Source organism: Belliella kenyensis (assembly GCF_022549675.1).
In the GTDB taxonomy this organism is placed as follows: Bacteria; Bacteroidota; Bacteroidia; order Cytophagales; family Cyclobacteriaceae; genus Belliella; species Belliella kenyensis.
This window is the reverse complement of the sequence record NZ_JAKZGR010000013.1, coordinates 1-19,031: the sequence shown is the minus strand read 5'-3', so window position 1 is coordinate 19,031 and position 19,031 is coordinate 1. Positions and strand designations below refer to the sequence as shown.

General features: G+C 36.2%; 19 protein-coding genes. 5 read left to right on the top strand and 14 right to left on the bottom strand.

The window, feature by feature from the left end; all coding sequences use genetic code 11:
* Window positions 1-232: 232 nt before the first annotated feature.
* Complete coding sequence (locus MM214_RS13910) at window positions 233-1,684, bottom strand: BamA/TamA family outer membrane protein (protein WP_241296244.1); 1,452 nt, start codon at window positions 1,682-1,684, stop codon at window positions 233-235.
* A gap of 114 nt (window positions 1,685-1,798) precedes the next feature.
* Here MM214_RS13910 and yidD point away from each other — a divergent pair, with 114 nt between their 5' ends.
* Entirely contained in the window at window positions 1,799-2,080 is a 282-nt protein-coding gene (gene yidD / locus MM214_RS13905) for a membrane protein insertion efficiency factor YidD (RefSeq protein WP_394802926.1), read from the top strand.
* On the opposite strand, the gene MM214_RS13900 is transcribed toward yidD, so the two are convergent.
* The 5 genes from MM214_RS13900 to MM214_RS13880 all read right to left on the bottom strand — a co-directional run bounded on the left by MM214_RS13900 (window position 2,081) and on the right by MM214_RS13880 (window position 7,406).
* On the bottom strand, window positions 2,081-3,187 hold the full coding sequence (locus MM214_RS13900; protein ID WP_241296242.1) for a prolipoprotein diacylglyceryl transferase: 1,107 nt from the start codon (window positions 3,185-3,187) through the stop codon (window positions 2,081-2,083).
* 70 nt (window positions 3,188-3,257) lie between these two features.
* The gene (nadE, locus tag MM214_RS13895) at window positions 3,258-5,108 is read right to left on the bottom strand and encodes an NAD(+) synthase (protein ID WP_241296241.1); all 1,851 of its coding nucleotides are present in this window, start codon (window positions 5,106-5,108) and stop codon (window positions 3,258-3,260) included.
* 43 nt (window positions 5,109-5,151) lie between these two features.
* Entirely contained in the window at window positions 5,152-5,892 is a 741-nt protein-coding gene (gene rnc / locus MM214_RS13890; RefSeq protein ID WP_241296240.1) for a ribonuclease III, read from the bottom strand.
* A gap of 2 nt (window positions 5,893-5,894) precedes the next feature.
* A complete protein-coding gene (gene fabF / locus MM214_RS13885) occupies window positions 5,895-7,148 on the bottom strand; it encodes a beta-ketoacyl-ACP synthase II (protein WP_241296239.1) in 1,254 nt (417 codons plus the stop codon).
* Window positions 7,149-7,169: 21 nt separating this feature from the next.
* Window positions 7,170-7,406, bottom strand: coding sequence for an acyl carrier protein (locus tag MM214_RS13880; protein ID WP_008629501.1), 237 nt, complete (start codon window positions 7,404-7,406; stop codon window positions 7,170-7,172).
* Between the two features lie 149 nt (window positions 7,407-7,555).
* Here MM214_RS13880 and MM214_RS13875 point away from each other — a divergent pair, with 149 nt between their 5' ends.
* Together MM214_RS13875 and pyk are read left to right on the top strand one after the other, a co-directional pair.
* Window positions 7,556-7,984 (top strand): IPExxxVDY family protein, encoded by a 429-nt coding sequence (locus tag MM214_RS13875; protein ID WP_241296238.1) that lies wholly within the window; start codon window positions 7,556-7,558, stop codon window positions 7,982-7,984.
* A 14-nt stretch (window positions 7,985-7,998) separates the two neighbouring features.
* Entirely contained in the window at window positions 7,999-9,429 is a 1,431-nt protein-coding gene (gene pyk / locus MM214_RS13870) for a pyruvate kinase (protein ID WP_241296237.1), read from the top strand.
* A 191-nt stretch (window positions 9,430-9,620) separates the two neighbouring features.
* On the opposite strand, the gene MM214_RS13865 is transcribed toward pyk, so the two are convergent.
* Genes MM214_RS13865 through MM214_RS13845 form a run of 5 tightly spaced genes read right to left on the bottom strand, consistent with a single transcriptional unit; the run spans window position 9,621 to window position 13,371 of the window.
* The gene (locus MM214_RS13865; protein ID WP_241296236.1) at window positions 9,621-11,183 is read right to left on the bottom strand and encodes an NFACT RNA binding domain-containing protein; all 1,563 of its coding nucleotides are present in this window, start codon (window positions 11,181-11,183) and stop codon (window positions 9,621-9,623) included.
* Window positions 11,183-11,950 carry an MBL fold metallo-hydrolase gene (locus MM214_RS13860; RefSeq protein WP_241296235.1) on the bottom strand — a complete coding sequence of 256 codons (768 nt, stop codon included), beginning with the start codon at window positions 11,948-11,950 and terminating at the stop codon, window positions 11,183-11,185. Before MM214_RS13860 ends, MM214_RS13865 begins: the two co-directional genes overlap by 1 nt.
* A complete protein-coding gene (locus MM214_RS13855) occupies window positions 11,947-12,225 on the bottom strand; it encodes a hypothetical protein (protein ID WP_241296234.1) in 279 nt (92 codons plus the stop codon). The genes MM214_RS13860 and MM214_RS13855 overlap by 4 nt, the downstream gene beginning before the upstream one ends.
* Window positions 12,226-12,242: 17 nt before the next feature.
* Window positions 12,243-12,620, bottom strand: a complete 378-nt coding sequence (locus MM214_RS13850) for a response regulator (protein ID WP_241296233.1) — start codon at window positions 12,618-12,620, stop codon at window positions 12,243-12,245.
* On the bottom strand, window positions 12,607-13,371 hold the full coding sequence (locus MM214_RS13845; RefSeq protein WP_241296232.1) for a response regulator: 765 nt from the start codon (window positions 13,369-13,371) through the stop codon (window positions 12,607-12,609). The genes MM214_RS13850 and MM214_RS13845 overlap by 14 nt, the downstream gene beginning before the upstream one ends.
* 47 nt (window positions 13,372-13,418) lie before the next feature.
* Between MM214_RS13845 and miaA the strand changes: the two genes are divergently transcribed.
* Window positions 13,419-14,336 (top strand): tRNA (adenosine(37)-N6)-dimethylallyltransferase MiaA, encoded by a 918-nt coding sequence (miaA, locus tag MM214_RS13840; protein WP_376856782.1) that lies wholly within the window; start codon window positions 13,419-13,421, stop codon window positions 14,334-14,336.
* On the opposite strand, the gene MM214_RS13835 is transcribed toward miaA, so the two are convergent.
* Together MM214_RS13835 and pfkA are read right to left on the bottom strand one after the other, a co-directional pair.
* Complete coding sequence (locus MM214_RS13835) at window positions 14,321-14,677, bottom strand: hypothetical protein (RefSeq protein WP_241296231.1); 357 nt, start codon at window positions 14,675-14,677, stop codon at window positions 14,321-14,323. The two genes, miaA and MM214_RS13835, sit on opposite strands and share 16 nt — an antisense overlap.
* Before the next feature lie 5 nt (window positions 14,678-14,682).
* Window positions 14,683-15,657, bottom strand: coding sequence for a 6-phosphofructokinase (gene pfkA / locus MM214_RS13830; RefSeq protein ID WP_241296230.1), 975 nt, complete (start codon window positions 15,655-15,657; stop codon window positions 14,683-14,685).
* Between the two features lie 409 nt (window positions 15,658-16,066).
* Between pfkA and MM214_RS13825 the strand changes: the two genes are divergently transcribed.
* On the top strand, window positions 16,067-17,653 hold the full coding sequence (locus MM214_RS13825) for a glycoside hydrolase family 99-like domain-containing protein (protein ID WP_241296229.1): 1,587 nt from the start codon (window positions 16,067-16,069) through the stop codon (window positions 17,651-17,653).
* A 645-nt stretch (window positions 17,654-18,298) separates the two neighbouring features.
* On the opposite strand, the gene MM214_RS13820 is transcribed toward MM214_RS13825, so the two are convergent.
* Window positions 18,299-19,031: hypothetical protein (locus MM214_RS13820; protein WP_241296228.1), on the bottom strand; the 733-nt coding region annotated here is incomplete at its 5' end.

Genomic DNA, 19,031 nt, shown 5'->3' with positions numbered 1-19,031 from the left:
TTATTCTACATTATTCCATGAATCGTATTTTAATCGATTATAGTCGATTTAATCTTTTCTGATTATACGCTTTTTTACCAGTAACTTCAATTCATTGGCTTAGCGGGTTGTTAATGGTCAATATCCATAAGTATCCAATATCAATTTATATCGGAAGTTAGACAAATCGGGATTTTGTAATGTTATTGACAAAGTTCCGTATATCCATATAATCTTTTATGTAAGCCTTCTGTTAGAATGGTGCATTGAAATTAAAAAAGAAACCTCCTTCTTTAGAATTATTCATAGAATATTCAAGTCTAAAGACAATATCGTAGAAAATAACTAAGTCCAATCCAGGCCCATATCCAAAAAGATAGGTATTGGTCAATCTTCTGTTTTCAGGGATATTATTTCTGTCATTGACATACCCATGGTCAAAATTGCCACTTAAATACAATCTCAGCGGGAAAGTCGTAAATCCATCTATTGGGACTAAATTGGATATGTCATAATTGAGGTCTAGCAACTTGAATCTTAGACTATTTTTGTGTACAATAGTCTGCTGTCCATCGATTACATTGAACTCATATCCTCGAATAAAATAAGGTCTGTATCCAATTCCCCTGACGGAAGTAAAGGGTTGCCTTTGTCCAAAAAAGGTGTTGACAGAGAGACCAGTAGCCATATGTAAGCTGTTGCTAAACTCCATGTATCTATTTGCAGTTCCAGAGAATTCCCAATCTTGAAAATCATCAAAGCCAAATAAGCCATACCTCGTTAATTCCAAATCTAAAAGTGCTCCTCTAGTAGGGTATGAGTTGTAATTCCGGCGATCATGACGATAATTATAAGAAGCTGAAAAATTCCTTAAAACATTATCCCCATGAAGAAAGTAGTTTGGGTTTTCGATGAATACATCTTCATGTGCTCGAATGTTATTGTAGCCTAAAGTGACAAAGTGGAAATTATAAAAACTCCCTCTATAGCTATAGCTTATCGCTGATTGAATATTTCTTCTTAATACATTTTCATCATCATTTGCGAAAAAAACCTGTCTGTTATTTTCAGATCTGACAGCGATATTTTTATTTGTCTGAAACCTAACTTGGAACGAAAGTCCGTGCTTTTGATTACGATCTATATAGGGGAATCTATAAAGTAGATCAAATGCCTGTGTAAATCCAAATTGAGTAACAACTCTCAATTTTTCATTTCTACCACCAACGTTATTATGGTAAAATCTACCACCGTAATTCACTCGTCTGAAGCTTCGATTTTGATTAGTCCACCATTCTGCAAAATTTCTATCGGCAAGTTCGAAGATTACAGAAGGTATGAAGTACCTCCTTTCATCTACCTTGACGAGAAGGTCGATTTGTTCTTCTCCTGTGATGAGTGGGGTGATTTCTACAGTATTGAATAACTGTAGATTAAAAATCTTTCTTTCATCTGCTTGTATTATTTCTATCAATTCATCCCAGCCATACTGTATATCTTTGGAAAGATTCAATTCTCTAAGAATGATGTTTTTTCTAGTCTTTTGATTTCCAACTACATAGATGTTGTTTATCACAACTTTTTCAGGTGCTTCTGTACTGATTTGAATTTGTTCTTCCACTTGAATACTTTGTGCTATAGAGCTGTTATAAATTACAGTGATCCAAAAGCTTATAAAGTAAAGAAGTGAAAAATTGAATTTCATTTTTTTTATGACAAAAGGTTTATTTATTGATTTTTTGTTGCTTAGTTAAGGCAAATTCATGTTAATGATATATTTGAATATAATATTGAGCCGGAGCTGAGATAGAATACTTTAATGGAATTTAATATAGAAATCGTATGTTTGATCTTAAATCACGCACCAAAGATTGCCTCATTGAAGACTCTATTTCGTAAAATCGCTATTCTACCAGTATTGTTTTATCAATACGCCATTTCCCCCTTATTTCCGCCATCTTGCAGATATACACCTACGTGTAGTCATTATATGAAAGAAGCTATCATGAAACATGGTGTGATCAAAGGTGGCTGGCTGGGTATTAAGCGCATTTCCAAGTGCCATCCATGGGGGGGGCATGGGCATGACCCAGTTCCTTAGCTATTGGTTTTGAGGTGGTTTTAAGCCTTTTTTAGCAGCCATGATGATTAATACCACCCCACCGATCACCAATGGTACACTTAAAGTTTGACCCATGTTGAATTGTAAGCCTTCTTCAAAGTCTACTTGATTTTCTTTGAGAAATTCCCAAATAAATCTCATTCCAAAAACTGATATAAGAAATATACCCAAAAATAATCCATCAGGTAATCTTTCTTTGTATTTGTTCCAGATGAGATACAAGATCAAGAAAATTAAGAAATATGAAAGTGATTCATATATTTGAGTGGGATATCTCGCCTTGCCAAAGGTTTTGACCGTGACCAAATAAGTACTTCCTTCATCCGTGACGCTGTAATCTAAGGCCTTGCTAGGATCTTCCGCCAGATATTTCTGCGAACTTCTGAATCGTGTCAAAATATACTTGACATCAGTTTCAATTGCTGTACGCAAATCTTTTTCTTCAAAGCCTCCTTTTACTATTTCTATGTCGAAATTTACAGGTACTATTCCATTTCCTACAAGCTCAGATTGTCTGTCAGATGGCTTGTAAGCATTCACATTTTGAAGTGGTAAACGCAAAGTTTCCAATGCTTCTTCCGTATCTCTTGCAAAAACAAAACCAGAATCATTATTTGTTTCTTTACCTCCAATTTCTGAATTCATCAAATTCCCAATCCTAATCAAAGCACCTGTCATAGCAACTACGATCACTATCCGGTCTACTACCCAAAGATAAGATTGTCCAGGAGTCTTCTTGGCATACATGAATAGGGCAATGAGTATAGCGATAGCGGCACCATGACTTGCAAGTCCACCTTCCCATACTTTTAAGATGTCGATGGGATTGCTCAAATATTTTTCTGGTTCATAAAATAATACGTGACCTAATCTTGCCCCTATGATCGTAGCCAATACCATGTAGATGGTAAGCTTGTCTACCAATTGAGGATTTTGGCCTTCTTTTTTGAAAATATAAACCATGATCTGCTGCGAGATAATGAAACCAAGAGCAAAAAGTAAGCTATACCATCTGAGCCTATCAAATCCAGGGATAACTGCTTGATCTGGACTCCATACTATATAATTCAAAATGTTATTTACCATTTTTTTATTTTTTCTAAATCAAATATGCGCAATATCAAATAAGAACGCGAGTAATAATTTTAAATTTTGATCAATATGAATCTAATTCTTCTAACTCGACTTCAAAACCACCTGACAAAATAGGAAACCTATACCAAGACCTTGGATCTACACTAAATTCATCTAGATGAAAGGAGGGGGCTATCCGTTCTCTTTTCCATTGATTTCTAGACCAAAGCCTGAAGAATTTTCTAATATAGGATTTGAGCAACTCATCCTCTAAGCCTAGTTCATCTTTTAAAATCAAATAAATAGCTATGGGAGATCTTTTGTCTTTGATAGCAAGTTTTTCGATTTCTAAAATGGTAGGATAAGGCATGAGATCATCTTCATCAGTTTGATGATTGTCCAAAGGTCTAAGTTCTGCGGACGGTTGGAGAGCATTTACATATTTCAAACCATGGTGACCAAGTTCATTTTCTGCCCATCGGAGCCATTGAAGAATGAAAGCTTTGTCCACACCAGCGATGGGAGAGATACTTCCAGAGGTATCGCCATCCATAGTTGCATATCCTACATCACCTTCACTTCTGTTTGAGGTAGTTAGGAGCAATGCATTCTTTATATTTGCAAGCATCCATATAATGGGAGATCTGCTACGTGCTTGAATATTTTGAAGTGCCAAATCATCTTTATCCCAGGTTAGTTTCCTACCGATAGCCTTTTCGATTTTTTGAGTGTAGGATTTCACTTCTGTACCGATCTCCCAGTCATAGAATGTAGCACCTATACTCTTAGCAAGAAGTTTTGCACTTTCGAATGTCTCTTTGGATGAATTTTCAGTACCTTGATATGCCGTAGTTAGAATTTGAGTCATGATATCCTTGGATGGATCATCACCTAATTTTTCTATTTTTAAATTCAGTTTACTGAGAAAAGTTTTAATCCCAAGTTCAGCAACTCCTCTCTTGACCATTTCTGCTACGAGGATGGCTATGCTTGAAGAATCAGCTCCTCCGCTCAGAGAAAGTACGAAACCGCTACTTCTACTTTTTCTTAAATAATCAAATAATCCCAAGGAAGCTGCTTGGACAAATTCCTGATTTTTGTCATGAGAACTTGTTATTTCTGGATAATTGGATTTTTGGTGATCATATTCAAAAATGGAAACTTGGTAGTCCTCAAATGATAGTAGCCGATTTTTGAAGATTAGCTTTCCTGCCTTCGAAATCAAGGTCTCACCGTCAAAAATCATTTTACCAGATTCATTCCCTAGGAGGTTGATGTAAAAGTATGTGGCATCAAATTCTTTTGAAGAGAAGCACACAAGATCTTCTCTAGTCTTACTTTTCCCCATGGCAAAATGACTTGCGCTGGGGTTGAATATAAGATCAATCTTTTTCTCTTTTAACCTGTAGCCCGGACGTAATTTTCCTCTCCAAGCATCTTCACAGATTTCGAACCCATACCTTAATCCATTTTTCTCAAAAATGATGTCGCCAAATGGTATGCATTCTCCATCAAATTCATAAGAGGTGGTCTCATTGGCTTTCCATGGAGTGAACCATCTGAACTCATAATGTACTCCATCAATCGCCATAAACTGCTTAGCCACAAATCCCATTAGCTGTTTGTTTTCTACCACAGCTATGCAATTATAAACCACTTCTTGTATTCTGACAGGAAGCCCTACAGCAATGGTGATATTCTCACACATTGGAATGATTTGCTTAAGTTGTTCCAGCGCTTTTTGAGGGTACCAGTAGCTCAAAAAAAGATCTTCGCTACCATATCCTGTGATGGCTAATTCTGGAAAACATAAAAGTTCTACCCCTCGAGATTTTGCTTCATCTATGCTTCTAGAAATGTTTTTTATATTTCCTTTCCAATCCAAAGGGGTTTGGTTGACAGTAGCTAGTGCAATCTTTAGTTTGGATGACATAATTTGAGATATTCCCTAAAACGTTAACTCCAAAGATAAGTATCTAAATAGGAATATTTAGGTTTTCGCAGGCGTTTTTCGAAGCTTCTTGTTCTGCTTTTTTCTTGGTAGCACCCTTTCCAGTAGTGATGATTTTATTTTCTACGATCACTTCGATTTCAAATTCCTTGAACCGCTGCGTACCATTGACAGACAAAAGCTTGAACTCTATGTCTTTGGATTCTTTTTGAGCCCATTCTATGAGTTTGCTTTTGAAATTGCTTGTAGTTGTGATGATGTTATCTACATCGAAGTGAATGATTATCCTTTTGAGGATAAATTTCTTTGTGAATTTGTAACCTCTATCAAGGTAGATAGCACCAATTAGTGCTTCAAGTGTATCTCCATTGATGGATTTATTACCAATTACATTTTTGTTTTTCAGTTCTTCATTGATGAGTTTAGCAAGCCCTATTTTGATAGCGATTTGATTTAGAGCTTCTCTATTGACGATTCTGGACCTAGTCTCTGTCAAAAATCCCTCATCTCTATAGGGGAATTTTAGATACAAAAATTCTGCTACAATAGCTCCCAAGACTGCATCACCCAAGAATTCCAATCTTTCATTGGATAGCTTGAGTCCATTGATGCTTTCATCAGCTACTGAAGCATGCTTGATAGCTAGTTTGTAAAGAGCCAAGTTAAAAGGCTTACTGCCCACCATATGTTTGATGGAGGCAGCAAGCCTTTTTTCATTTTTATTATAAAGTAGCGCTTGTAATCTGAGTAATCGTGAAAGTCTCAAGGTTACACCGTGATTTTTTTGAAAATAATGGAACAGTTGTGTCCACCAAATCCAAAAGTATTACTCAAAGCGGCTCTTACTTCTCTTTTTTGAGCTTTGTTGAAAGTAAGATTCAACTTGCTGTCAAAACTTTCGTCATCCGTAAAATGATTGATAGTAGGAGGGACGATGTCGTTTTGTACGGATAGTACAGAAGCAATGGCTTCAATAGCACCCGCTGCACCAAGAAGGTGGCCTGTCATTGATTTGGTGCTGCTGATATTCATATTATAAGCATGCTCACCAAATACTTTTTGAATGGCTTTGACTTCACTTACATCACCCAATGGTGTGGAAGTACCATGTACATTGACATAGTCAATGTCTTCAGGGCTAAGTCCTGCATCTTCTAATGCATATTTCATTACATTTGCTGCACCTTCACCTTCTGGGTGTGGGGCTGTAATGTGATGAGCATCTGCGGTCATCCCGCCACCTACCAACTCTGCATAGATTTTTGCTCCTCTAGCCTTAGCATGCTCGTACTCTTCTAAGATAAGTGCACCAGCACCCTCTCCAAGCACAAAACCATCTCGATCTTTGTCAAAAGGTCTAGATGCTGACTGAGGATCATCATTTCTTTGAGATAAGGCTTTCATCGCATTGAATCCTCCGATACCTGCTTCTGTTACAGCAGCTTCTGATCCTCCAGAAATAAAAACATCTGCCTTACCTAGTCTTATGTAGTTAAAAGCATCTATTAATGCATTCGTTCCAGAAGCACAGGCTGATACAGTGACAAAATTTGGCCCTTTGAAACCATATTTTATCGAAAGGAATCCTGTGCTAATGTCAGCGATCATTTTTGGAATGAAAAATGGATTGAACCTAGGAGTACCATCTCCATTAGCAAAATCTACAACTTCATCTTGGAAAGTCTTAAGACCTCCAATACCTGATCCCCAAATGACTCCAGCTCTATTTAGGTTGATTTTTTCTAGATCCAAACCTGAATCTTTCATAGCTTCATCCACAGCAATCATGGCATATTGTGTGAATGGATCCATTTTTCGAGCTTCTTTTCTGTCAATGAAGTCTTCTACATTGAGGCCTTTGACCTCACAAGCAAACTGTGTCTTGAACAAAGTAGCATCGAATCTAGTAATAGGCGCAGCACCGCTTACACCACTTGTCAGCCCTTCCCAAAACTCAGGAACGGTGTTACCAATTGGTGTAAGGGCGCCAATACCTGTTACTACAACTCTTCTTAAATTCATAAATGAATTTTAAGTGATTATTTATTTAACGTTTGCTTCCAGATAGCTGATAGCTTGACCTACAGTGCCGATTTGCTCAGCTTGGTCGTCTGGAATAGAAATGTTGAATTCTTTTTCGAATTCCATAATTAGTTCTACCGTATCTAGTGAGTCAGCACCTAGATCGTTTGTGAAGCTAGCCTCAGGAGTAACTTCAGATTCTTCTACGCCTAACTTATCAACGATAATGGCTTTTACTTTTTGTGCAATTTCAGACATTTTGTTATCAGTTTATTTTATAACACTTCGCAAAGAAATATATTTATCCCCTTATTGCCAAAAAAAACTGACAAGTAAATTCAAGTTATTGCGTTACCACCTTGAAGTTGAAGGATTATTTTTAACTTTGTTTTTTAAATTCTTCCTGAATGAAGAAAACAAAATTACTTGTAGACAACATATACGATTTTGAACTTTTGGGCTTCATAGCACCACTCAAGGACTATAAAATGGCTTGGGTGATCAACAATTGTTTAGATATGAACCTTGTCAAATCAAAGGATTTTGAACTTCAGTTCTTGGATGATACAGCCATGATAATTTCTCAATATATGATTGAAAAAGAACATGGTTATGTACAGCTTCTCAAAAACAGATCAGTCAATCAAAATGTGAATGTAAGGTATCTTATACCTGAATTGAAGATAATGGACTACTTCTTACTAATTCAAGATTACACCGAAGAATTGGATATTAATCTGTATATTGAGCGCTTATCAAAAAGTAACCTGATCCAAAATGTCGTCAAATTGGATGTTAATAAAATTAAATCGAAAGAAAACCTTTTAACCTATTAAAACGAGAATTACCAATGAGTGCATCTGTCTTTAATAAAACAAAGATTTTGGCTACCGTAGGCCCTGCTTCCAACAATGAAGAATCACTATACAACCTAGCGCAAGCTGGAGCGAATGTGTTCAGATTGAATTTTTCTCATGGAAATCATGAAGGTCACGCCAAAGTGATTGGCATGATCAGAAAGATCAATAAAGATCATAACCTTTCTCTAGGAATACTTCAAGACCTTCAAGGACCAAAAATCAGAGTAGGTGAAGTAGAAAACAATGGAGTGGAGATCAACCCTGGTGATCTCATCACCATCACGAATGATCCAGTAGTAGGAACGTCAAAATTGGTGAGCACTGTCTACCAAAACCTTCCCAATGACGTGGTCACAGGTGATAGGATTCTAATAGATGATGGAAACCTAGAACTTGTAGTCAACAGTACAGATGGAAAGAATGTGAACTGCACAGTAATCCATGGAGGTATCTTGAAATCAAGAAAAGGCATCAATCTTCCCAATACCAAAGTCTCTGCCCCTTCGCTTACTGAAAAGGATATTGAAGATTTGGCTTTTGGATTGGAAAATGACGTAGATTGGATCGCTTTGTCTTTTGTAAGATCAGCAGAAGATATATATGATCTTAGAAATAGAATCGAAAAGGCAGGTAAGCACTGCAAAATAGTAGCTAAAATCGAAAAACCAGAGGCTCTTGAAAATATAGACTCCATCATCGAGGCTACGGATGCTATCATGGTAGCTAGAGGGGATCTTGGTGTAGAAGTTCCAATGCAAATGGTTCCTCTTTGGCAAAAGAAAATGGTTGAAAAATGTAAACTTGCATGTAAGCCAGTCATTATAGCTACTCAAATGCTCGAAAGTATGATAGTCAACCCTCGCCCTACTCGTGCAGAAACTAATGACGTCGCAACTGCTGTCTTGGATGGAGCTGATGCGGTGATGTTATCGGCTGAGACGGCTTCAGGTAACTTCCCCGTCAATGCCGTGAAGGCCATGAGTTCTATCATTGGTTATATTGAAGAAAATTCAGATGTCTATCACAATCTTTATAAAATTCCTGAAGATGATAAGACTTTTTTGTCCAACAATCTGATTTTGATGGCCTCTAGAATCTCTAGAAATGTGAATGCCAAGGCAATAGTGGGAATCACTTCTTCTGGCTTTACTGCATTTAGAATTGCTTCTCATAGGCCAAAAGCGAATACTTTTATTTTTACAAGAAACAAGCCATTGCTTACTCAATTAAGTTTGGTCTGGGGAGTCAGGGCTTACTATTATGAAAGCAATGTGTCGACTGATGCTACTTTCAATGATATTCAAGATCAATTGAAAGATGATGGTCATGTGAAAACTGGTGATGTCATTATCAATACAGCTAGTATGCCTTTGAGTGTAAAGGGAAAAACAAACATGATGAAAGTACATGTAGTTGAATAATATTTATCAATTAATAAGAACAAAGGTCATTGATTAGTTTCAATGACCTTTGTTCTTTTTATAATACCTCTCTGAAAGCTTAACTAGCTAATCTTCTAAACTGCGCTTGCTCAATTGCTCATATTATGGCCTTACACGAGTATACTAGAGTGTTTTTTTAATTTGCAAACTATCGAGTCTTTAGGTTGATTTCAATCTCTTGGTCCAGAAGGACTTACCATGATTACTTGCTCTCTATCTACCATTACAGCACCTGGTGCTGATCCCTTGACTTTTCTTACGTACTTCACAGGGGTATATATCACTGGAGCTAAAGATTCATTTTTATTTTTGGAATAATAGGCTGCAAGTTCAGCAGCTCTCTCAAGGACTGATTTAGGGAAATTCAGTCCCGACTTAAATTTCACAATCACATGTGAGCCGGATACATCTTTGGCATGAAGCCACAAATCTTCTTTCCATGCAAAGTATCTAAGCATCTCATCATTTGATTTTGCGGACTTTCCTACCAAGACTTCAAACCCCTCAATTTCGAAACGCTTAAATGGAGACTGTTCTAGTTTTTCTTTTTGTTGACTGATCAGGTTGTGATCTTTGAGGAAAGATTTTAGAGCTTTGAAATTTGTTATTTCTTTGATTTTCATCAATTTAAGTTGCACGTCTTCTAGCAAAGCTTCCTTGTCACTTAGATTTTGATAAAGCTGGTCAAGTTCTATTTTTCTATTTTTTGATTTACGATAGAGATTTTCAGCTGTTTTTTGAGGACTGATTCCCCTTTTTAGCTTGATGTTTTCGTTCTTCTGGGTATAAAAATTAAACAACTCTATAGTTTCTGACCCTTTTGGTATTTGATGCAAATTTGCCATTATTACATCTGCAATTTGTGCAGGAGATGCATCATTCTCAAGAGTCAAAAGCTTCTCTTCAGTCTTTTGTATGTATGCTTTTGATTTTTTGTTGATGTCTTCAAAGTATTTTATCCAATGATTTTTTTCTTTCTCAAAGGCTTGAATGACCACTAAGTATCTGAAAAGCTCATTGCATGCGTCTATTGGGTCTGCTGAAGTATAAATAGGGTTTTCTTCTGGAAGTAGGGTGAGATAATGTCCTTCAAGATGCTTCACAATTGAAAAGAGAGGAGACTCCAACATGTCTAATAGTGTCTGAATCAAAGCCCACTTTTCCTCTAAATTGGCCTCGATATATCCCTTAGACCTTAGCCACTCTCGGGGTACTTTACCTAAAGTTGGGATAAATTTGGATGCATTACCCTCAAGTGATTCAAAGTTTTCGAAGCTCAGATCGAGATTTTTTGATAGGGAGTCAATTGTGATTTGAAAGTCATCACGAAGCTCATTTCGTGAAAGTTTGGAAGGTGTAGTGTGTCCGCTAGGAAAATATAGCATATTACAACGAGCCCCATGAAGCTTGAAAAGTAATGTGTCACCAGAAGATAGTAAGATCGTGAAAGCTCTTTCAAAAGGAATTAGCTCAAACTTCGTGATGGATTGGCCAATCAATTCAGGAAATAAAGATACCGTATTTTTCTTTCCTCTTTTGAATTCATCAGGAAAAGATAGACATGAAATACTTGGGAGGAAATTGGCTCTTATAAAATATTCTTGGTCAGAATCTTTACACCCGATGACCAATTCGTCCTTATTTTGAGAAAAGCATGTGAAAATTTCAAATCCCTTCAACTTACTTTGAAGAGCAGGGCAAAGGAATTTTAAGAAGTGGTAATTTAGATGCATTAGGAAACGTTAATTTTCAGACCATCATAAGCCAATTTGATATGATCAGGTAGTTTTTTTTCTACTTCTTCGTGAGTTCCAAGCTTATGGCTGATGTGTGTAAGAAACGCTCGCTGGGGCTGTAAAGTTTCGATCAGCTGTATCGCTTCATCCAAGGTGAAATGAGATATGTGGTGAGATTTTTGAAGTGCATTGATCACCAATGTTTTTGTGCCTTTTATTTTTTCAAGCTCCTCGGATTCTATTGTCTTGGCGTCTGTAATATAAGTAAAGTCTCCAATCCTAAATCCTAACACTGGCAGCCTGTAATGCATGACTTCTATGGGTTGTATTTTGAGGTCATTGATCAGGAAAGGATGATTTTTGGATATGGACACCGCTTGTACTTGCGGTACACCAGGGTATTTGACTTCTTCAAAAATATAAGAAAATTCTCTTTTGATTTGATCCAGTACTTGATCAGTTGCATAGATAGGCATGTCAAGATTTTGCATAAAATTATATGGTCGGATGTCATCCAGACCAGCCGTGTGATCTTTATGTTCATGTGTAAAAATTACTGCATCGAGACTTTTAATCCTTTCTCTGAGCATTTGAGTTCGAAAATCTGGTCCAGTATCGATCACTATACTAGTGTCTTCAGATTGGATATGAATAGCACACCTAAGCCTCTTATCCCTGAAGTCCAAAGAACTACAGACAGGGCAATGACAACCTATGACGGGGACTCCTTGAGAAGTCCCCGTTCCCAAAAACGTAACTTTCAAAGCGCTAAAGTGGTTTGTTGAAGTTCACTTAAGAAATCTTGATTCTTTTTATCTGAAAAATCTTGTGGTTTGAAACCAATTTCTTTAATGATATCAATCAAAGTGTTGATCTTTCCTTCTAGGGTATAATACTTATTTACAATGACAACTTTATTGTCTTTGAGTATACAATAGCCTGATTTGAAATTTCCTTTCTCGTATCTTAAGATGAAAGCAGAGGAAGCAAATAAGTTCTCAAGTCTATCGAGATAGCTTTTTGTATATTTGACTGCCATAGCTTATCGTTTTTTCTTTAGGATAAGTGTTTTTTTACTGTTGCCAAAAGCTTATCATAGTCCAAAGGCTTTTGGATGTAGTCGTTTAGACCTGCTTTTTTGAAATCATCCAAAGTGTAATTTTTGTAATTACCTGTGATAGCAATCACAGGAATAGAGGCCTTTTTTTTGTCACTTAGAGATCGGATGGATTTGGTGCATTCTATACCATCCATGATTGGCATGTTGATATCCATCAAAATAAGGTCAAAATCTTCCTTGGCCAACTTCTCTAGCACTTGTTTACCGTTTTTTACTGCTGTAATGACGTACTTCTCAAACATCAAAACATTTTTTGTCAAATTAATAATGACAGAACTGTCTTCTGCGACAAGTACTTTTTTATTTTCCGCCATGGGTCAAAATGTTATGGTTGTTTACGTGTAGTTTAAATGACTCGAATTGTTCCTTCAAAAGATGGTAGTCTTCCAAAGCATGATCAAAAATGCTATTTTTTATATCGTTTTCAAACTGTTTGGAACAATTAAAGATTTTTTTTGCACCTAAAGTTCCTGAATTCCCCTTTATGATGTGTAATTTATCACCTATGAGTGGGAAATCTTCATTTTTTATTAATATTTCAATTTCTTCCAATAGGGAATTCGTTTCTTCAAAAAATTCATTGTATACCAATTGAATATTCTCGATGGAATTGTATTTGAGCAATTGATCAATGACTTTTAAATCTAAGATCTCGTATTGATCTAATTCTTTGGCTACTCTATCACGTGAATTTGTGTCGTCTCTATTAAGATAATTTGAGATTACTTCTAAAAATGAGCGTGGCTTGATAGGCTTTGCTATGAAATCACTGAAACCTGTAGAGGTAAAGTAATCTTTGTCTGCTTGGTTGGCAAATGCTGAAGTTGCTATAATAGGAGAGGTAGTCAATTGCTCGCTTTTGATAATGGACAAAGTACTAATACCATCCATTATAGGCATCTGAATGTCCAAAAGTATAAGATCAAAATGATTGTTTCTCAAAGATTCTATGGCCTCTAATCCATTTTTTGCAAATTGTACATCATATTCTTGACCCATGATGTGTTCAAATAGCTTTCTGTTGAGCGCATTATCTTCTACTATTAATACCTTTTTATGTTTCATCTATAAATATCGGTAAATTCGCAACTTAAACAGATGCTTTGAAAATGATGATTAAGGGTACTGGAAAATTCTTACTGGTGATCGTAGGGCCTACGGCTGTAGGTAAAACTAATTTGTGTTTAAAGTTAGCTAAAAAATTTGAAACAGAAATTATTTCATGTGATAGTAGACAATTTTTCAAAGAAATGAATTTGGGTACTGCCAAGCCAACTGAAAGTGAATTGAATCAAGTCAAACATTATTTTATAGATAGCCTTTCTATTTTTGATGATTATGATGCCAAAATGTTTGAAAATGAAGTGCTTGATCTGTTGAATGAAAAATTTCAAAGTAAAAATTTAATGATAATGACAGGAGGATCTGGACTTTATGTAGATGCGATTTGCAAAGGTTTTGATGATATCCCTGAAATAGATCCATCGATACGAGCTTCTTTGATTCAGCTTTTTGAAAATGAAGGCATTGGGGTACTACAAGAAAATCTAAAAAAAATAGATCCTATATACTATGATGCTGTAGATCTAAATAATCCTCAAAGACTCATGCGTGCAATCGAAGTTTATGAGGGTACGGGTAAGCCCTACAGTAGTTTTAGGTCAAAGAAAAAAGTAAAAAGACCATTTGATATCATTAAGATTGGATTGAGGAGGGATAGAGAAGAGCTCTATGATAGAATCGATCAAAGAATGGATGACATGATTCAGCAAGGCTTATTCGAAGAAGCTTCTAGCCTTTTTCCATTCAAACACTTAAATGCCTTACATACTGTAGGTTATTCTGAAATCTTTCGATATTTGGAAGGGGATTATGATAGAGAAGAGGCAATAAGGCTTTTGAAAAGGAATTCAAGAAGATATGCCAAGCGTCAAATGACTTGGTTCAATAGAGACGAAGAAATCACTTGGTTTGACCCTAGTCAATTTGAAGAAGTAAGTTCTTTTGTAGCCAATCAAATAGCTTTGTAGCCAAATAATTTGGCTACAAAGCTATAAGGTCTTGTTGAAATCAGTTTGTTATGCTGCACTCGCAAAAGTTTTGCTTGAAATAAATTAGATTTTATGGTCTTGTCATATTTCAGCAATTGATCATTTTGCAGTTGGGATTTATTTTTCTTTATCAAAAGGCTTAGGTTATCAAGAGAAGTAGGGAACTTTAATTCTTGATTGGTCAAGGCATTCCAATCTTGAGCTACTTGTCGTATAAGTAATTCTACATTGTTCCGCTTCTGAGTGATTGACTGCTTTACTACCATGATAAAAAGCATGATAGCACCTGACATCGTCAATATAACTGGAATAAACCCCATTTTATTTATATACTTAAAATTTCAATTAACCTTAAATGATCCCCTTTTAGAGGCTTCGTTTTTCCAATACAATCTGCGAATGGTGTGTAAGCAACGTCACCATTTACCACGCCTGCCATGCAGTTAGACTGACCGTTCATCAGACCTTCGACAGCTGCCATACCACATCTTGAAGCCAATACTCTATCTCTTGCTGTCGGATTTCCACCTCTCTGAATATGTCCAAGGGTGGTCACTTTGAACTCTTTATCTTCATCATTGATCTTTACTTTGACTTTTTCCATGATGAGTTCTGCATTGCCCTCTTCATCTCCCTCCGCTACTACTATGATGCTTGATGTCCTAGATTTTCTTAGGTTTTTCAGAGATTTTACTACTTTCTTCAAGTCTGTCTCTGTCTCAGGAACCATCACAAATTCAGCTCCGCCACCTATTCCACACTCTACAGCTATATATCCGCTGTCTCTTCCCATGACTTCGATAAAGAAAATTCTATCGTGTGCTGCTGCGGTATCTCTAATCTTGTCTATTGCTTCTAAGGCAGTATTTACAGCTGTATCGAATCCGATTGTATAGTCTGTTCCATAGATGTCGTTGTCAATTGTACCAGGACAACCTATGGTTGGGATTCCGAATTCTTCAAAGAACAACTTGGCTCCAGTAAAGGTCCCATCTCCTCCGATGGCTACAAGGCCTTCGATTCCTAGTGATTTTAATTGTTCGTAAGCTTTTTGCCTTCCTTCTTTTGTTCTGAAATCCTCACTTCTAGCCGACTTGAGGATTGTACCACCTCTTTGAACGATGTTACTTACCGAACTTGATTGCATCCTTTTGATGTTTCCATTGATCAGACCATCATACCCATAGGTAACACCATATACCTCGATTCCGTGATATATCGCTGTACGAACTACGGCTCTAATACATGCATTCATCCCAGGGGCATCTCCTCCAGAAGTGAAAACTGCAATTTTTTTCATTGTATTAATAGGTTTTTGAATTCCAAAAATACTACTAAAAGGATGGCTTTTTTAATATTTAGAAAAAATAATAATTGATTCTAGGGAGATGAGTGGAAATTGAGAATCAAGTTTTTTGAGCCGTGTTCCAATTTATGGTTTTAAGAAAATCTGAAAAGATATCAGTTGGTAAATTGGACTTATGTGAGATCAAGAAATAAATGGGTATTCAAACTGTTCTGCTCAAGTAACTGGAAGCGATTGAATCAGGAGTAGTTTTTTATTATTACAAAGAGAAGAATTCTGGTTGAAATACGAATAAATGTATATGATTTTCTTAATCTTTTGTTTCTATGTTTTATCTCCTTGTCTCGAGACTTTTATATTAATTTCAATTTTTCTAGCTTTGCAACCTAATATTTAATCTATTATGAATCAGTTATTGACATTTTTATACATTTTAGTTTTTGTAGGAGGGTTATCAGAAGGATGTGATGTGAAGCCAGTAGCACAGGATGACTCTGGTATAAATCCTGATATAGAGATCAATCCATCAGAAGATATTGATATCCAAAACCTGACAGCGAGAAAAATTTCTACTTTAGATAAAACTCTAGTTGGAGTGTACTTTATGCCTTCTTGGAATGCTTCTTCAGATCCTTCCAAGGATATCGATAGCTTTTGGCCTTGTCTTTATAAGCCTGAGGATTGTGGCTTTACGAATAGTACTTCAAGATGGGGGCCTAGGGGAAGAGTGTACAATAACAGATATCCTTATGAAGGTCCTTTTCTCGAAAGAAAACCGCATAGCAGTTTGGGGGGATTTTTCAAGAGAGACGATCCGAAGGTTGCTAGAAAGCAATTGGAATACATGAAAAACTATGGGATCGATTTCTTTGCGTACAATTGGTTTTTTGGAAGACATTATTACTACCATTTAGGCTTTGCCCCACAAGCAAATACATATTATCCCAAGGGTTGGAAAGTAGACCATTCTAATTATAAAAGGGTAGCAGTACCTGGAATTGAGCAATGGGAAGACCAACTGACGGTATTACTAAAAGAAAACGAAAGACTTCCAGAAGGTAAGCAAATGAAGTGGGCTATCAATTGGTGTGATGATGATGCTGCCAAATGGTTACATTGGTTAGACGTCGGTTCTCCTGAGAGTATAGCTACTAAAAGGAATGTTCCTGGAGAGAGAGCTGATAAATCCACTTATTTACAAGTTCATGACAAGATTACTATGTTATGGATTGATAAATATTTCAAAAGGAAAGATTATTTGAAAGATGCATCAGGACGACCAATTGTGTATTTTTATTTTCCTCATGATACGGAAGCTACAGCAGCTTATTATGGTATTTCCATGAAGGAATTGCTAGATAGATCGAAAGCATTAGCTAGAAAGGCTGGGTTTCCAGGGATCAAATTTATTGCATCCACTTCAGGTGCGATGACGCAAGCAGAATTGCCTTATGCTATGCCCACAAAATGGGTAGCTCATAACCCTAGAGAGCCTTGGAAAGGAGGACAATATACTGGTAAAATGCTTTTTCAAGATTATGCAAAAAGGTTAAAGGGAATGGGATTTGAAGGCATGACAGCATATGTATACCATACTTTTGAAAATAAAGCCAATTGGAGTTATGATGACATGAGGAGAAACTACCGAAGTCATTGGGAAAAATGGACGGAGGAGTTTAAAAATGATCCTGACTTTGAATATCATCCTCCAGTGGCCATGGGATGGGATAGCAGACCAATGGGCGGTACATGGCCTCAACAGTCAGGATTCCCGAGTGAGCCTGGAAAAGATAAAGTGCACAGTACAAAGTCAACTTTCAAAGCAAAGCTAGAAGAGGCTAGGATAGTAGCTGAAAAAAATAAAGCTACAAATGGCAATACAGTTATGATATGTTGCTGGAATGAGTACTTAGAAGGAAATCACATCGAACCTTCGGAGGGTCATCAATTTGACTATTTGGAAGCAATCCGAGAGGTTTTTAAGCGGTAGTGATAAAATTGATTTGAAATCAAATACGTACTACAAATTCCGATAAACAAAATCAGTAAGGTCTTAATCGTAATTTAATAAAAGTAATAGGTCGTAATAAACCATGAAATTTCAAGCCTGTAGTATGGTTATAGCGGTTTTTTCATCAATCAGAGATTACCAATAGGAATCGGTAACAAGGGTTTTTGGCTAGTGGGCTAAATGTTGTGCGGTCGGCTTTTTTTGTTAATCTTATTTTTAATCAAATAATATGTATAAATCAGTCCTGTAGTTATTGACCAGATTATTAAGAAAATTATGATAGCAGAAAAAATCATCCAGACAAGGCCATAGCGTAACCCAACGCCCCAAATTATAATTGGAGGCAAAGTGCCGATTTTCTCAATTGATTGCTGTAATAAACTTCCACTGATTGGATTATGGGTGCTCTTAAAAAAGTAAATATTAGTTATTGTAAAATATAATACTGCGAGCACAAAGGATTTTAATTTGATATTATTCTTTCTCATGAAGCCTTCTTAAAACATGTACTTCTATATTTTTTTTCTGATTATACACTTTTTTGTCAGTAACTTCAATTCATTGGCTCAACAAGTTGTTAATGCTCAATATCCATAAGTATCCAATATCAATTTATATCGGAAGTTAGATAAATTGGAATTTTGTAATGTTATTGGCAAGAGCTATTTCCAGCGGTTCTCCGTTTCTGAGTTCGGGAATGCCAAACTCAAGTTTAAATTTTGTGGGATATTTTTTGAATTTCACTTTTTCATTATTGACTTTAGTATTGGCGAAGTAGGAATATGCATCATTCTTCATATTAGCAATGGTTCCATCTTTCAGGTTGATAAAGAGTATCTTATTTTCACATGTCACAATATTTAATCTTTCACCTGTCAAATAAATATTATTTGACTCCATAAGCTTCTCAACTTTGTTAGGCAGGTATTCATCGAAAAGCAGAATATTGGTTGCTGAATCATAATTTGGTTTTCCTAAATAGAAAGTGCTATATACCCAATTGTACTTGCATGACCCTTCCAAAGGATCCACAAGTTCTTCTGTTCTGTATGCTTTTAAAATCCCATTTTGGGAATAAATCCTTAGAGGATATTTGTTTCCATCAGAAAAAGGCTCTATAAACACGAGTTTTTGACCATTTTCACTTAAGAATGCCGTTTCTCCCGCAAAATATCTTTCCACTTCCCATTTTAAATTATCATTTGAATCAAAAATCTGTGTTCGTCCTAAGGTATCATACTCTTGATTAGAATAGGGTTTAGAGCTAATATAGAACTTTTGGTTTCTGGAAAACTTCTTGTACTCATAAGATAGCTGTCCAAAACTTTCAAAACTGAAAAGCAAAAGCAAAATGATA

Coding starts and splice junctions, on each gene's coding strand:
- MM214_RS13855 (WP_241296234.1), bottom strand. CDS start 12,225: ATGGCAGTCAAATATACAAAAAGCTATCTCGATAGACTTGAGAACTTA.
- MM214_RS13845 (WP_241296232.1), bottom strand. CDS start 13,371: ATGAAACATAAAAAGGTATTAATAGTAGAAGATAATGCGCTCAACAGA.
- pyk (WP_241296237.1), top strand. CDS start 7,999: ATGAGTGCATCTGTCTTTAATAAAACAAAGATTTTGGCTACCGTAGGC.
- pfkA (WP_241296230.1), bottom strand. CDS start 15,657: ATGAAAAAAATTGCAGTTTTCACTTCTGGAGGAGATGCCCCTGGGATG.
- MM214_RS13910 (WP_241296244.1), bottom strand. CDS start 1,684: ATGAAATTCAATTTTTCACTTCTTTACTTTATAAGCTTTTGGATCACT.
- MM214_RS13900 (WP_241296242.1), bottom strand. CDS start 3,187: ATGGTAAATAACATTTTGAATTATATAGTATGGAGTCCAGATCAAGCA.
- MM214_RS13835 (WP_241296231.1), bottom strand. CDS start 14,677: ATGGGGTTTATTCCAGTTATATTGACGATGTCAGGTGCTATCATGCTT.
- miaA (WP_376856782.1), top strand. CDS start 13,419: ATGATTAAGGGTACTGGAAAATTCTTACTGGTGATCGTAGGGCCTACG.
- MM214_RS13875 (WP_241296238.1), top strand. CDS start 7,556: ATGAAGAAAACAAAATTACTTGTAGACAACATATACGATTTTGAACTT.
- MM214_RS13865 (WP_241296236.1), bottom strand. CDS start 11,183: ATGCATCTAAATTACCACTTCTTAAAATTCCTTTGCCCTGCTCTTCAA.
- MM214_RS13880 (WP_008629501.1), bottom strand. CDS start 7,406: ATGTCTGAAATTGCACAAAAAGTAAAAGCCATTATCGTTGATAAGTTA.
- MM214_RS13825 (WP_241296229.1), top strand. CDS start 16,067: ATGAATCAGTTATTGACATTTTTATACATTTTAGTTTTTGTAGGAGGG.
- fabF (WP_241296239.1), bottom strand. CDS start 7,148: ATGAATTTAAGAAGAGTTGTAGTAACAGGTATTGGCGCCCTTACACCA.
- nadE (WP_241296241.1), bottom strand. CDS start 5,108: ATGTCATCCAAACTAAAGATTGCACTAGCTACTGTCAACCAAACCCCT.
- MM214_RS13850 (WP_241296233.1), bottom strand. CDS start 12,620: ATGGCGGAAAATAAAAAAGTACTTGTCGCAGAAGACAGTTCTGTCATT.
- yidD (WP_394802926.1), top strand. CDS start 1,799: ATGGAATTTAATATAGAAATCGTATGTTTGATCTTAAATCACGCACCA.